General features: G+C 46.3%; 14 protein-coding genes. 4 read left to right on the forward strand and 10 right to left on the reverse strand.

The window, feature by feature from the left end:
- Window positions 1-12: 12 nt before the first annotated feature.
- Window positions 13-399 carry a response regulator gene (locus tag ACFQS8_RS12950; RefSeq protein WP_382168032.1) on the reverse strand — a complete coding sequence of 129 codons (387 nt, stop codon included), beginning with the start codon at window positions 397-399 and terminating at the stop codon, window positions 13-15.
- 75 nt (window positions 400-474) lie between these two features.
- On the opposite strand from ACFQS8_RS12950, the gene ACFQS8_RS12955 reads away from it, so the two are divergent.
- Window positions 475-3,366 carry a PAS domain-containing sensor histidine kinase gene (locus tag ACFQS8_RS12955; protein WP_382168034.1) on the forward strand — a complete coding sequence of 964 codons (2,892 nt, stop codon included), beginning with the start codon at window positions 475-477 and terminating at the stop codon, window positions 3,364-3,366.
- A gap of 16 nt (window positions 3,367-3,382) precedes the next feature.
- Here the strand turns inward: ACFQS8_RS12955 and ACFQS8_RS12960 are convergent, their stop codons facing one another.
- The 5 genes from ACFQS8_RS12960 to ykgO all read right to left on the reverse strand — a co-directional run bounded on the left by ACFQS8_RS12960 (window position 3,383) and on the right by ykgO (window position 5,765).
- On the reverse strand, window positions 3,383-3,910 hold the full coding sequence (locus ACFQS8_RS12960) for a hypothetical protein (protein ID WP_382168035.1): 528 nt from the start codon (window positions 3,908-3,910) through the stop codon (window positions 3,383-3,385).
- Between the two features lie 25 nt (window positions 3,911-3,935).
- Complete coding sequence (locus tag ACFQS8_RS12965; RefSeq protein ID WP_382168037.1) at window positions 3,936-4,211, reverse strand: DUF2312 domain-containing protein; 276 nt, start codon at window positions 4,209-4,211, stop codon at window positions 3,936-3,938.
- A 144-nt stretch (window positions 4,212-4,355) separates the two neighbouring features.
- The gene (locus tag ACFQS8_RS12970; protein WP_382168039.1) at window positions 4,356-4,871 is read right to left on the reverse strand and encodes a tetratricopeptide repeat protein; all 516 of its coding nucleotides are present in this window, start codon (window positions 4,869-4,871) and stop codon (window positions 4,356-4,358) included.
- Between the two features lie 129 nt (window positions 4,872-5,000).
- On the reverse strand, window positions 5,001-5,612 hold the full coding sequence (locus tag ACFQS8_RS12975) for an HAD family hydrolase (RefSeq protein ID WP_382168041.1): 612 nt from the start codon (window positions 5,610-5,612) through the stop codon (window positions 5,001-5,003).
- A 27-nt stretch (window positions 5,613-5,639) separates the two neighbouring features.
- Window positions 5,640-5,765: a type B 50S ribosomal protein L36 gene (gene ykgO, locus ACFQS8_RS12980; protein WP_382168043.1), complete on the reverse strand. Its 126-nt coding sequence runs from the start codon at window positions 5,763-5,765 to the stop codon at window positions 5,640-5,642.
- 302 nt (window positions 5,766-6,067) lie between these two features.
- Between ykgO and ACFQS8_RS12985 the strand changes: the two genes are divergently transcribed.
- The gene (locus ACFQS8_RS12985; RefSeq protein ID WP_382168044.1) at window positions 6,068-7,411 is read left to right on the forward strand and encodes a lytic murein transglycosylase; all 1,344 of its coding nucleotides are present in this window, start codon (window positions 6,068-6,070) and stop codon (window positions 7,409-7,411) included.
- A 55-nt stretch (window positions 7,412-7,466) separates the two neighbouring features.
- Here the strand turns inward: ACFQS8_RS12985 and ACFQS8_RS12990 are convergent, their stop codons facing one another.
- Both ACFQS8_RS12990 and ACFQS8_RS12995 read right to left on the reverse strand, forming a co-directional pair.
- Window positions 7,467-7,895, reverse strand: coding sequence for a GNAT family N-acetyltransferase (locus ACFQS8_RS12990; RefSeq protein ID WP_382168046.1), 429 nt, complete (start codon window positions 7,893-7,895; stop codon window positions 7,467-7,469).
- A gap of 225 nt (window positions 7,896-8,120) precedes the next feature.
- Window positions 8,121-8,504: a hypothetical protein gene (locus ACFQS8_RS12995; protein WP_382168048.1), complete on the reverse strand. Its 384-nt coding sequence runs from the start codon at window positions 8,502-8,504 to the stop codon at window positions 8,121-8,123.
- 304 nt (window positions 8,505-8,808) lie between these two features.
- Between ACFQS8_RS12995 and motA the strand changes: the two genes are divergently transcribed.
- Together motA and mnmC2 are read left to right on the forward strand one after the other, a co-directional pair.
- On the forward strand, window positions 8,809-9,675 hold the full coding sequence (motA, locus tag ACFQS8_RS13000) for a flagellar motor stator protein MotA (protein ID WP_382168050.1): 867 nt from the start codon (window positions 8,809-8,811) through the stop codon (window positions 9,673-9,675).
- A gap of 73 nt (window positions 9,676-9,748) precedes the next feature.
- Entirely contained in the window at window positions 9,749-11,740 is a 1,992-nt protein-coding gene (mnmC2, locus tag ACFQS8_RS13005) for a tRNA (5-methylaminomethyl-2-thiouridine)(34)-methyltransferase MnmC2 (RefSeq protein WP_382168052.1), read from the forward strand.
- 49 nt (window positions 11,741-11,789) lie between these two features.
- Here mnmC2 and ACFQS8_RS13010 read toward each other — a convergent pair whose 3' ends face one another.
- Both ACFQS8_RS13010 and ACFQS8_RS13015 read right to left on the reverse strand, forming a co-directional pair.
- Window positions 11,790-12,035 carry a hypothetical protein gene (locus ACFQS8_RS13010; RefSeq protein WP_382168054.1) on the reverse strand — a complete coding sequence of 82 codons (246 nt, stop codon included), beginning with the start codon at window positions 12,033-12,035 and terminating at the stop codon, window positions 11,790-11,792.
- Window positions 12,036-12,080: 45 nt separating this feature from the next.
- Complete coding sequence (locus ACFQS8_RS13015) at window positions 12,081-12,305, reverse strand: restriction endonuclease subunit S domain-containing protein (protein WP_382168056.1); 225 nt, start codon at window positions 12,303-12,305, stop codon at window positions 12,081-12,083.
- Window positions 12,306-12,316: the final 11 nt, after the last annotated feature.

A 12,316-nucleotide genomic window follows, 5' to 3' on the forward strand; every position in this document is an offset into this window, starting at 1 on the left:
CTCATCCCTCGCTTATTTAGGTGAGGGGAAGGAAAGACACTTAACGATGGCCTGTTCGAGCGTATGTTCGTTCAGGTCATCTTTTAGTATAAAATCGCGGATGTACTGATTTTCCAAAACATCTGTATCGACATTCACATTGTCTCCGCTGACCAATAGTATTGGTCCTTGCCAATTTGCCGATATTAGCAACTTGACTGATTCAACATAGTTGAAGTGGGGCGGTATTCTGTTGTCCAATACGATTAAATCGAACGTTTTGCTTTCCAAATGTTCAGTTGCACTGTACACATCACGAGCGCTTTGGAGGGTGGAGTTGCGAAATTTTGTTCGCAGAAGGTAAGCCGCAAATATTTTTGCGAAGATGATATGGTCGTCAATTAGTAAAATTGCCTTCATTTTTTATTCGTTTCGGTTTGCTGCGACAGATGTAAGTCACAGCATGTCTAAAAACAGTAAGGTATAGACTTAGGAATGACGGGTTCGGGTGCGGATTTCAAGACTAGACAGCAGCAAGAGCTGGATCGTTTCGATGAATTGTGGAACGCAGCTACGGCTGACAACTCGACTTTACCTAAGGTAAGTTTCGAAAATTCAAGATCGAAAACCCGTTCGATATTAGAGTTGGCGCAGAATATTTTTAGGGTGCATTGTGCAGGCGTCGTTTGCTTTGATTTGATGCGTGAATTTACCCTTATAGATGACAACTATTCATTCAATGATTTAGACAGTTCAGAAGACACGATTAATTCTCAGGTGCGAGAATTGGTGTTGGGGCAAGTTTTAGAGGTGCAATCTGAGCTTCCTGCCGAATATGCTGAAGCATTTGATCACATTTCTTTTCCAATAAAGTGTTTTGCGCGATTTCCATTGATGGATGGACAAAGAGTGAAGGGGTTTTTCTATCTGCTAAACCCAAGGGCGAAGACTTTTGGTCCTGAAGCGATACGAAATGTTGAACTGCTTTCAAAAACTTTAGAAGATTCAGTGAATGATGATAGTGCGCTCGTAACTAGAAACGAATTTAGTCGCATCAAGAATGAAATGGCACGATTTAAGGCCATTATTGAAGGGGCATCGGGTGATATCTTCGTTGTCAATGCGAGCGATTATTCGATTATTCTGGCAAACTCTCAGGTCCGCAAGAAATTGGGGTATACCGATGAAGAGTTGCAAAATCGTATGTTTTCAGATGTTTGCGGAATTAGCGTTGATGCCTTTCATGACTATGTCCACGCAATAGAGCAGGGGCGGTTACAGGAATTTGCATGTGAAACACATATTGTAAAAAAATCTGGTGAGACCTTTCCGGCGATTGTTGAATTAACCCGCGATACAAATGGTGATGCGCCAGTTGTTGTGGCTTATGTGCGGGATATGACAGCTCGATTGCAGCGCCAAGCAGAGTTTGATTCCCTTTCAGCCTACCATAAAGCAGCTCTAACAGTCGCTTCAGAAGTGAGCGTCGGGATGGAAGCAGTTTTTGATCAATCAGGAAAAATTGTTGATTTTTTTATTCAACAAGCTGAACCGGGCGATTTTAAATTTAGTTCTTCAGCGAATGAAAATATGGTGGGTAAACGGTTTTTGGATGCTTTTCCCGCTGCGCGTTCAAATGGTTTTTTCGCTAGATGTGTTACCGCCTTTCGTTCGAATGAATTGGACGTTTTTGAGCAGGAATATGTTCATGACGAGATCAACGAATATTTCCGTGTTTCTGCGATCAGGGTAGGGGATGATTTCTTACAATTGGGAATGCGGGCCATAACGGAGAAAAAACTTCGCAATACTGTTTGGCTCGCCCTGCATGAATTATCTAACAGTCTTGATATTGAAACTAGTGAATATATGGACCGGATGCTGCAAATTGGTCGCAAGGCATTGGGTATGAGGTTTGCGCAAATTGCAAATGTGATTGCGGATGGTCAGGCTATCTGCGTCACGAATGTTGATGGTGATCATGAAGCATTGTGCGTTGGCAATGTTTTGCCAATCGAAGAAACAGTTTTCCTGAAATATGGTGTAGATTGTAAGCCTGTATTTTTGTCGAACTTGGATCTGCCATGTCGTTTGGTCTTACCAGAAGGCGAGCTTCAATACATTCATGCGTATGCGGCGGCACCAATATTTGTGAATGGTAAGCTAGATTCATATGTATCTTTTCTAGAAAACAGAGAAAGAGACTCGGGGTTTGATGAGTTTGAAATGGGCATTGTGTCCGTTATTGCCAAATTCATTTCTCAAAGGAAATCTCTTGATCAAGCGCGACATGAATTGGAAGCTAGTCGCGATGAATTGCAGCTAATTTTCGATAATGTGCCGGCTAAAATAATACGCCGCGACAGCGATAATCGGTATTTGAAGGTCAATAAGTCTGCTGCGGACTTGTTTGGGTATTCCCCTGAGGCGCTTGAGGGGATGCACCCAACAGAAGTTATCCAAGGGTATAACGAAAAGTTTCGTGAGATCGACGAAGCAGTTTTAAAGACCGCCAAACCTAATTTGGGCATGGTGTTTGACTGTAAGGAGGATGGCTCTTTGTGGGAGCGTGTCGATGTCGTGCCTGTAATGGGGGATGGGAAAAAAGCTGATGGGTTGCTTGTAATTTGTACGGATATGACCGAGCAGAAGCAGGCCGAGATTAAGCTGGAAGCCGTTGTAAAAGAGCTTGAAGGGGCAAACCAGAGCTTGGAGCAGTTTAACACTGTGGTATCTCATGACCTTAAGGCACCATTGCGTCATATGAGAATGCTTGCTGAGTTATTGCTGGAGGCGGTGGAGCCAGATAGTGAAGCCGCTGACTATGCCTTCCATATAAAGGAAAATGCGAACAATTGTCAGGCTATGATTGATGCATTGATGGTGCTGTCACGTGTTTCTCGAGCTGAACTAAACCGTGCATCCACGGATATTGGGATGATTGTTGACTCTATATCTGATGTGCTGAAATCGGAGTTGAATGATATTGGTGGCGAGATTGTGTGTCATTCTTTGCCAAATGTCCAAGTAGACGCAAAGCTGGTTGCAAATTTGTTTCAAAACTTGATCGAAAATGCGATTAAATACAGAGCTGACCGTCCTTTAAGAATCCATATTGAAGTGGATGATACGGGTGATGTTCCTGTGTTTGCGGTGCGAGATAATGGCCGCGGGATTTGTGCTGATTATAGTAAATCTATATTCCAAATATTTGTGCGACTTGGCGGCGAAGATGCGCCTGAGAAGGGGGAGGGCGTGGGGCTTTCAATTTGTCGCCGTATAGTTGAACGCCATGGTGGAAAGATTTGGCTAGATACCGATTATAAGGATGGAGCTTGCTTCAAATTTACACTGGCACAAAGCCGTGTCATTGCGGCAATGCATTAAAGCAAACGGCTTCAATTTATTCCTTGCCACCTTTGATCACCCTAAATGGGGATTTAGCGGGTGTTGGCTTGGATGGTAAAGCGGGCTTTTCCTGCTGTTTAAGCAATTCGATAGCGGGCTTTACGCTTGCGATTTTGAGTTTTGGTTTGTCTGTGCGTATGGGTGGTGTGATTGGAGTTTCATCGGCAATATCTTCGTGGATATCGCGACCGCGCGGGGAATAATGATTAGTTTTCCCCTTTGATTTAGTTTGTTTTTTGGGCTTGAAACTGCTGCGCTTCATGCCGCCATCTTTTTTGCGGGACTTTTTATCAATCTCGCGAACTATATGGGTTTGGCGTGCAGATAAAGCTTCATCCAAATGCCCTTTTTCGGGATCGGCAAAGGCGGAGCCAAAGGTTTCTAAACGCTCTTCTACGCCCTCAAAAAACTCTTTTTCCCACTCTGTCAGGCCGGGACCATCTTCAGATTCGGCACGCGCTTTGGCTTTGCGTAGTTTACGCAAAGCCTTTTTGGTCTTTTTATCATCAATTTCACGCGCCATGATGACGTGTAATTTATGTCAGCTGCTAGATTTCGCCAAGTGCGGCAAGGTATGTGCCGAGCACTAATTCTTCTTCTTCGCGCTTATCTGGGTCCATTTTGCGGTGTTTGATCACTTCTTTCATCGCTTTTGGGTCAAATCCGAAAGCTTTTGCTTCTGCAAAAACTTCTTTGATTTGCTCTGCAACTTCTTTTTTCTCTATTTCTAGACGCTCAACTTTTTCAATTGACTGGCGCAATTTGTCTCGCGTCGTTGGGTCCATAGATCCCATCGCGCCAATGACGTTGTCTTCCTCGTCCATTCTAAATCCTCAAGACATGTTCAGCAAAGAAAGCCGGACATTATCGTGTATCTGGCTCAGGTCCAGTACTCTTTTTGATAGAATTGCATCTTTTACATACGCGCGTTTAGGGAATGAAAAATTATACTAAATCGTGGGGTGAAATTAGAGTGCTCTGCCTTCAATAAGAGGCTCTAATCGCGTCACGCCTTGCTTTGCGAAACGGGAATAGGGGTGGTAAATTAACACTTGGCGATAAGCGTTCAAAGCTGCTTCGCGATGTTCGACACCCTCAAAAATCGCAGCAAGTCCAAGCCAAGCTTCAAAATGACGTGGTTCTAATTTTAGAGTTTGTTCAAAATCGAGAATAGCCTCGTCAAATTTGCCCTGCGCGTAGAAAACAGTGCCTCGACGATACCAAGCTTCCGCCAAATCGGGCTCTATTAAAATGATGCGGTCAAACATATCTCGAGCTAGGTCAAGATCTTCATGGCCGTGAGCATCCACGCCGCGCTGCATAAGGATATCGACCGTTGGTCCCCCAGAGTCTAGCCATGCTGCTATGATATCTTGATATAGAAAATTGGCTTCTTGCTCGGTTTTAGCGACGGCTAATTTATCCAATAAGCGTTGGGCAGGACTGGTGGGTGAATCTGCTAATGCACTATGGGTAAGGCCCATGATGTATATCAGGGTTATGATTCCATGTTTGAGAAGAGAATATGCTAATTTCATAAAGCTTATATGGGCAAAGCTTGGTGGCTATAGCAAGGCAGACTTGTTGCAACTATCGCTAAAAAGAGTGAGATTTTAAGTCAACAAGCCCATGCTATTAAGGTCTTTGCGCATTTGAGCGGCGTCTGTGAAGCGAAAAGCTGTCATTCCTGCATTTTTAGCTGCGTCAATATTGTCCTGACGGTCATCAAAAAAGATGACATTTTCCGGTGATGGATTACCTAGACGTTGCAGGGTGAGGGCGTAAATGCGTGGATCAGGTTTGACCATTTTTTCAGCGCCCGAAATGATCACATCTTCAAACACTTTAAGCACGGGAAACACATTCGCTGTTTCATCCCACTTTTCAGCGGGGAAATTAGTTAGTGCATAGAGGGGTGTTTGAGTGTTTTGTAGCTCAGATATGATTTCTGGTACGCCAGATACATATCCGTGAAACATCTCTAGCCAGCCTGTGCGCCAAGCGTGGATAAGTTCTGCTTTATCTGGATGGGATTTGATAAGGCGTGCAGCATTCTCGCGCATATCGATACCGCGATCATGATGTGTGTGCCATTCAAGCGTGCAAACCTCGCGGTAGAAGCGCTCGGCTTCTTCCTGCGAGGGGAGCAATTGTGCGTAGAGACGCGTTGGATCCCAATCAACAACAACATTTCCCAGATCAAAAAGAACAATCTGGCCGGTCATTAATTGGCTCCTAAAAGCAGATTAGGCTTAACCTTGCTTTGCTTTGAAACGTGGGTCAGTTTTGTTGATCACGTATACGCGGCCTTTACGACGCACTACCTTACAGTCCTTGTGACGTGACTTTAGGGATTTAAGAGAGCTTCTAACTTTCATTGTTCTTCCAGCTTTCCTCGGCCCTATATAGATTGGCCGCGAGCGTTATTACTAAAAAATTTGAGCGCGGTTCATACGCGTTCAATCGATGATGTGTCAACGATGATTCGTTAGGAGTCTGGTATTTCTACCGGATTTTTCAGAGATAGATGCAGAAAATCCCGAAAAATAACGTAATCGTCATGCTAAATCCCATGGAAAGCGGCTTAAAACAGGGTTAATGCTGAGTGTAATTTAGGTTTTTACGCGATTTGAGATTGCGTAGCATGGCCCCATTGAGGGCAGGGAATAGGGTATTCATCATGGTGCAAACGTTGAAATGGTTGAGTATGGCAAGCATAAGCTTGGCGGCATTATCTGCTTGTGCTGCTGAAGATTTGCCACGCCCAGAAACCTTTCCTGGCGTGCCTGAGGTGCCTAGTCCAACGCCTGCGCCGCAGCCTGCTCCAGCACCATCACCGACACCCTCTCAGCAGGATGTGAATGTGCCTTTATTTGTACCGTCTGGGAATGTTGAGTTTGATAATTGGCGCGTAAAATTTGCGCAGAAAGCAGCAAATTCAGGTCGTGATGTTGAGATTTTGCATGCGGTTTTACAAAGCGTCACGCCGATGGAAGTGGTCAAAGCGGCGGCTATTGGGGATGATCAAGCAGAGTTTGTGAAACCGATATGGGATTATGTTGCGTCTGCTACGCACCCAAACCGAGTGGCAACAGGACGCGAAAAACTTGCGGCTGAAACGGGGCTATTTAACACCGTTGAGAGTCTGTATTCTCCACCACGTGAAATTCTTGCCTCTATTTGGGGTATGGAGACGAGCTATGGGCGTATTTTAGGAAGTAGCGATGCAGTGCGCCAATTGGCTACTTTGGCTTACACAGGGCGTCGTACGGCGTTTGGTGAAGATCAGCTCATGTCGGTGTTCAAATTACTTGAGCAAAAAGTCGTTACGCGAGAGCAGTTAAAGCAAGCCAGTTGGGCGGGCGCGTTTGGGCAAACCCAATTTATGCCGAGTACCTTTATCGTGCATGGCCGTGATGGTGATGGTGATGGCGTTAAAGATGTGTGGAATTCGAGTGCTGATGCGTTGGCGTCGGCGGGCAATTATCTGCAAGCGTCCGGGTGGAAGCGCAATGAGCCTTGGGCGTTGGAAGTAAAGCTGCCGACAAATGTAAATTATGTATTGGCAGATGGTCAAAAACGCAAAATGCAGGTGTGGAAAGCGCTTGGATTTAGTGTCGTCGGGGAGCGGTCTGTTTCGGATGATTTACAGGCGGAATTATTCCTGCCTGCGGGATCATATGGGCCAGCATTCTTATTGTTTGATAACTTCTACGTCATTAAAACTTACAATAACGCTGACAGTTATGCGCTATCTGTGGGATTACTCGCGGATAAGTTGGCTGGACGACCAGAATTATCAAAGGCATGGCCGACACATATTAAAATGTTGTCTAAGGCTGAAGTGAAAGACCTGCAAGCGAGTTTGAACGCATTAGGATATGATGCGGGGCCAGTGGATGGGCTTGCTGGACGCGGTACACGCGCCGCTTTGCAGCGTTTCCAGAAGGATAGAGATATGCTTGCAGATGGCTTCCCAACACGCGAAATGTTGGCGGCTGTGATGTCTGCTGCAAGAGGCTAGGATTGGGAAGTAAAGTGAAAAGGCGCACGACTGAGTGCGCCTTTTCTTTAGTATATTAGCTCGCTATAAAGTGCATTTTAATTGCCGTTTCTCCAGTTAGTTCATGGATGTAGCGATGCGTTTCGACAAAGCCATATTGGTTGTAAAAACTTCGGCCAATATTATTTTTTTCAAATACTTCCACGTGTAGATCACCCTTGAGTGCTAAAGCGTGATCGACCATTTTGTGGCCCCAGCCTGACCTTTGGATGTCGGGATCTAAGAAAAGACCACCGATTTCAGAGCCGATAAGAGCTATGAAACCAACAGGGCGGGCATTTAGTTCTACGGTCCATGTTTCCGCGTTTGGAAAATATATGTCGCGCAAAGCTGGCGCTTGGCTATCTAAAAAAGCGCTACTTAGAAAAGGATGCGCAATGTCGCTTGCACGACGCCAAACGTTAATAAGAGCTTCTGTGTCAGAAGCTTTAAATTCTCTAATCAATTTCGGAATATCCTAATGTTCCACACCGACTTAACGGGTGGAGGTTCTGCTTTTTATTTCGGGACAAGACAAACCCCACTGCACCAGCGGTGCAGCAATTAGGTGTGAAGCTTGTGTGGGCAGGACTATTCCTGCCAGCAGACCTAGGACATAAAATCTCCGTATGAACACCGTGTGTGTAGGTGATGGCATAGGGGAGGTCAAGTTTGCGTGGCTAAGGGAGAATTAGCTCGTTGGGTTGGTGGGTTGGCAACCGCCGGGGAATTGTGCGCCGTGGGAGGCTTCCCAATTGACGCATGCTAGATTGAGATTGCCCCAAACCATGCCCCATTCTTGCGCGTAATTTTTGTGCGCATTACCGGCCTGATTAACAACAGGATTTTCAGGTGCTGTGGAGTAAATAATGCCATCTAAGCATTTAAGATAGCTCCGCGCGCTATTCATATAGGCTTCGCCTTGAGCGTGCAGGGTTTTAAATTCTGGCAAGGAGAGCTGGTTTACGTTTTCAGGAATGTTAATTTGAGTTGGCTTTTCGCATGCGCCGACGGCGGCAAACGCAGGTGCGCTGACAGTGAGTGCTAATGTCGCTGCAATTAAAGCGTTTTTCATGAGGTATCTCCCATTTCGTCGCGATGTGTTTTAACCATATTCAACCTATCTATAGCGTTGATAATGGAAGCTTGTGGCAATTTCTAGGTTATTGCGCAGTCATTGTGTGGTTGAACGCAGTAACGCTGGCAACCATAGACATAAAGATCACAACATAAGCTGAATGTGACCTTAAAAATTTTAAATGATGTGAAGCAATCCCTAACGCGGTGTGTTCTATTTTCAATTCTCTCACACCTAACATTAAGGATAATCGTTCATAAAGGAGATCAATTAAAGTAAAACCTTTTGGTGGTTGTCTCTTATGTTTCAGATTATTGGTCTTCTGGTCGTATTCGGAATGGTGTTCGGTGGGTTTGCGCTCGCGGGTGGACATTTTGACGTTATTATTAAAGCGGCTCCCTTCGAGATGATGATGATTGGTGGGGCGGGTGTCGGCTCGTTTCTGATTAGTAATTCGATGGGCACAATTAAAGGGGCGATGGCCGGATTTGGGAAGGCTTTGTCAGGGAGCAAATGGAAAGCAAAAGACTATTCTGATTTGCTGAGTTTGCTGTTTGTGCTGACCAAGACGATGAAAACAAAAGGGGTGGTGGCGATTGAGCCGCATATTGAAAACCCTAAAGAATCCAATATCTTCCAAACGTATCCAAAAATTCTGAAAGACCATTTTGCGACAGATTTGATATGTGACACATTGCGTATGATGACGATGAACCTTGATGATCCACATCAGGTTGAAGACGCGATTGAAAAGCAGATTGAGAAGCATCACAATGAAGCGCATGCCGCGTCTCACGCGGTTCAAAACCTTGCAGATGCGTTTCCGGCGCTGGGGATTGTGGCGGCGGTGCTGGGTATTATTAAGACTATGGGTGCGATCTCTCAGCCGCCTGAATATTTGGGTAAATTGATTGGTTCTGCGCTTGTGGGTACATTCCTTGGTATCTTTATCGCCTATGGTATTGTGGGCCCGTTTGCGGCGCGTATGGCTGAGGTGCTTGATGAAGAAGGTCAGTTCTACAAGATCATTAAAGATGTGCTTGTATCTCACCTTCACGGAAATGCTGCCCAGATTTCAGTTGAACTTGGACGCGGATCTATCCCGACTTCATGTCAGCCAAGCTTTGCTCAATTGGAAGAGGCGCTAAACTCAGCTCCGCAAGTCTAATTTAATAAATTCAAACAGTTTTTTAGATGCGCCGTCTCGCCAGCAAGGTTGAGACGGCGTATTTGTATGCGTTATGAGCAAAGACACTATCCCGACACAAAGCCGCTTGCCGCCCCGTCCTGACCTTGAGTGGGGCAATGATGGCGTGCCGCGCGATCAGATCAATGATGATGTGTATTTCAGCATTCATAATGGATTGGAAGAAACGCGAGAAGTTTTCTTTCGTGCCTGTGGTCTCCCGCAACGCTGGGAGGCTATGGAGCAGGGGATAAAGGGGAAGAAAAACACTTTTACAATTGGCGAATTGGGCTTTGGTACAGGGCTAAATATAGCAGCGTTAATGCAGCTGTGGAAAATGCATCGTCCTAACCCAAATGCGCGGCTAGAGGTGGTGAGTTTTGAAGGCCGTTTAATGCGGCGTGAGGATGCGCAAGCGGCGTTGTCTGCTTGGCCGGAATTGGCGGCAGAAACGGAGGTTTTGCTAGGTGTCTGGCCCCGCCGTGCTCGGGGTGTGCAGCGCGTCTGCTTAGGCTCTGGTATGTCCCTGACCCTGATACAGGATGAGGTTGGTTGTGGTCTGCAACAAGCCTGCTTCAAGGCTGATGCATGGTTTCTCGATGGCTTCTCTCCAGCAAAGAACCCTGACATGTGGTCGGCTGAAGTTATGCAACAGATCGCCGATCATTCTGCACCTCATTGTGTTGTGGGAACATATACCGTGGCTGGCCATGTGCGTAGGGGGCTGGCGGCGGGTGGTTTTGAGGTGTCAAAACAGCCTGGATTTGGCACAAAACGCGAAAGAATGCAGGCAATTTATCCTACAGTGAGCGAAGCTGATGTATATTCAGACCCATTGCTGCTGCGGACCGTGAATGAGTGTCCTAGGAGCGTGATTGTTATCGGGGCCGGTATTATGGGAGCATGCATTGGGCAAGCATTCCATGTGCGCGGCTGTGATGTGACGGTGCTGGATAAAGGGAGAGATATACATGAGGGCGCAAGCGCTAACCCGCTGGGATTGGTTGCACCGCGTTTAGATGGTGCAGATACGGCGCAAGCTAGATTATTGATTGATGCTTATGTGTCAGCCATTGGTTTTTATGCGCGATTGGGTGTCGGTGCGTGGCCTGTTGATACAGTGCATTCTTCAAATTCTGCCGAAGAAATAATGCGCCATGCGCGGATAAAGGATGATCCGCCATTGGATGCAGATTTATTGGGCGTGTTGGAAGATAATGAGGGGCAGGCGGGATTAATCTATCGTAGCTCAATGGCGGTATCGCCTGTAGATGTGCGCGCTAAATTGCTTGAGGATGTGAATATTGTTTGGGGAACTGATGTCACTTCTGTCGGTGGGGGTGACGGTGAACAAACAAGTGTTCAAGGCGTGCGTGATGGGCGGGCCTTTGAATATAAAGCTGATATTGTCATCATAGCAGCGGGCATGGGGGTAAATCACCTGTTTGGCGGGGATGGTTTGCTGGTGCGCGGGCGCGGCGGACAATTGGAATGTGCGCCATATGCAGGCGAGGATTTTGCGCGCTCTAAAGGCCATTATGTTGTGGGTGCCAATGGTAAAATTGTGTTTGGCGCGACCTATCAAGATAGTGAGGGGGAAGCGCCGGATGTGAGTTTGGCGTCGCGCGAAGAAAATATGCGGGCATTGGATATGCTTGCACCTGAATTGAAAACGGCAGCGATGATGGATGCTTTAGAATCGGCGACAGCGGTGCGTGCGGCAACGTCTGACCAATTGCCTTTTGCGGGCCGGTTGCCAGAATTTGATGCCTATCGCGCCCATTATGGCGAGGATTTAAGAACGGGAAGAGCCTTGAAAATTGCAGAGGGTGCAACACTCAAGGCTCTCTATCAGCAGGGGGTGTATGCGGCGGGGGGATTAGGATCGCGCGGGCTGACATGGGCACCATTTCTGGCGCAGATATTGGTCGCCGATGCATTTGGGGGTCCAGTTCCGACTGGGGCTGACAGTCGAGAACTCATTGCACCGGCGCGGTTTTTTATGCGTCAATTGAAGCGTGAAAAACCGAAAAAGGACGAGGGGTAGGCTGGTTTCATCTGGGGAGATGGTGAATAGGCGTGTGTCATCAATTGTCTTAGGCGTAATTGGGCTGTTTCGATATTTCATCGAAGCGACGTTTGAGGTGCTCGTTTTCGTCTGTGGCGAGACGTTCAAGCGTTTCTATTCGTGTGAGAGCGATATCTAGCTTTTCACTTAGTTCTTTAAACTGGCCTTCGGTTATGCGGCTACCCGCGGTGACTTTGGCTTCAAAATAGATTGTGACGCCGCAAGTCACGAATATGATGACGGCCAATAAAAGAAAAAATACATAAATATCCATAACATTTGCCTGTTTGAAATAAGGTGAGTTCTTATATTGTATTCGTTAAAGGTTGCGGAATTCTCGTTTGAGATCTTGGTCGCTATCGAGGGCCAAGCGCTCAAGTGTCTCTACGCGGGCAATGGTTTTATCTAGCTTGCTAACGATTTCTTCAAATTGCGCTTGGCTAATTTTATTTGCGGTCTTGGTTTTGCTCTCAAAATAGGAGGTGACAACGCCTGTTCCGCATCCGATTGCAACAATAATTAAAACAAAAACAAATACGTCCATGATATTTTTCC

Source organism: Hirschia litorea, from assembly GCF_042665075.1.
Classification (GTDB): domain Bacteria; phylum Pseudomonadota; class Alphaproteobacteria; order Caulobacterales; family Hyphomonadaceae; genus Hirschia; species Hirschia litorea.

Coding starts and splice junctions, on each gene's coding strand:
- ACFQS8_RS13015 (WP_382168056.1), bottom strand. CDS start 12,305: ATGGACGTATTTGTTTTTGTTTTAATTATTGTTGCAATCGGATGCGGA.
- ACFQS8_RS12950 (WP_382168032.1), bottom strand. CDS start 399: ATGAAGGCAATTTTACTAATTGACGACCATATCATCTTCGCAAAAATA.
- ACFQS8_RS12970 (WP_382168039.1), bottom strand. CDS start 4,871: ATGGGCCTTACCCATAGTGCATTAGCAGATTCACCCACCAGTCCTGCC.
- ACFQS8_RS12985 (WP_382168044.1), top strand. CDS start 6,068: ATGGTGCAAACGTTGAAATGGTTGAGTATGGCAAGCATAAGCTTGGCG.
- ACFQS8_RS12960 (WP_382168035.1), bottom strand. CDS start 3,910: ATGGCGCGTGAAATTGATGATAAAAAGACCAAAAAGGCTTTGCGTAAA.
- motA (WP_382168050.1), top strand. CDS start 8,809: ATGTTTCAGATTATTGGTCTTCTGGTCGTATTCGGAATGGTGTTCGGT.
- ykgO (WP_382168043.1), bottom strand. CDS start 5,765: ATGAAAGTTAGAAGCTCTCTTAAATCCCTAAAGTCACGTCACAAGGAC.
- ACFQS8_RS12995 (WP_382168048.1), bottom strand. CDS start 8,504: ATGAAAAACGCTTTAATTGCAGCGACATTAGCACTCACTGTCAGCGCA.
- mnmC2 (WP_382168052.1), top strand. CDS start 9,749: ATGAGCAAAGACACTATCCCGACACAAAGCCGCTTGCCGCCCCGTCCT.
- ACFQS8_RS13010 (WP_382168054.1), bottom strand. CDS start 12,035: ATGGATATTTATGTATTTTTTCTTTTATTGGCCGTCATCATATTCGTG.
- ACFQS8_RS12955 (WP_382168034.1), top strand. CDS start 475: ATGACGGGTTCGGGTGCGGATTTCAAGACTAGACAGCAGCAAGAGCTG.
- ACFQS8_RS12965 (WP_382168037.1), bottom strand. CDS start 4,211: ATGGACGAGGAAGACAACGTCATTGGCGCGATGGGATCTATGGACCCA.
- ACFQS8_RS12975 (WP_382168041.1), bottom strand. CDS start 5,612: ATGACCGGCCAGATTGTTCTTTTTGATCTGGGAAATGTTGTTGTTGAT.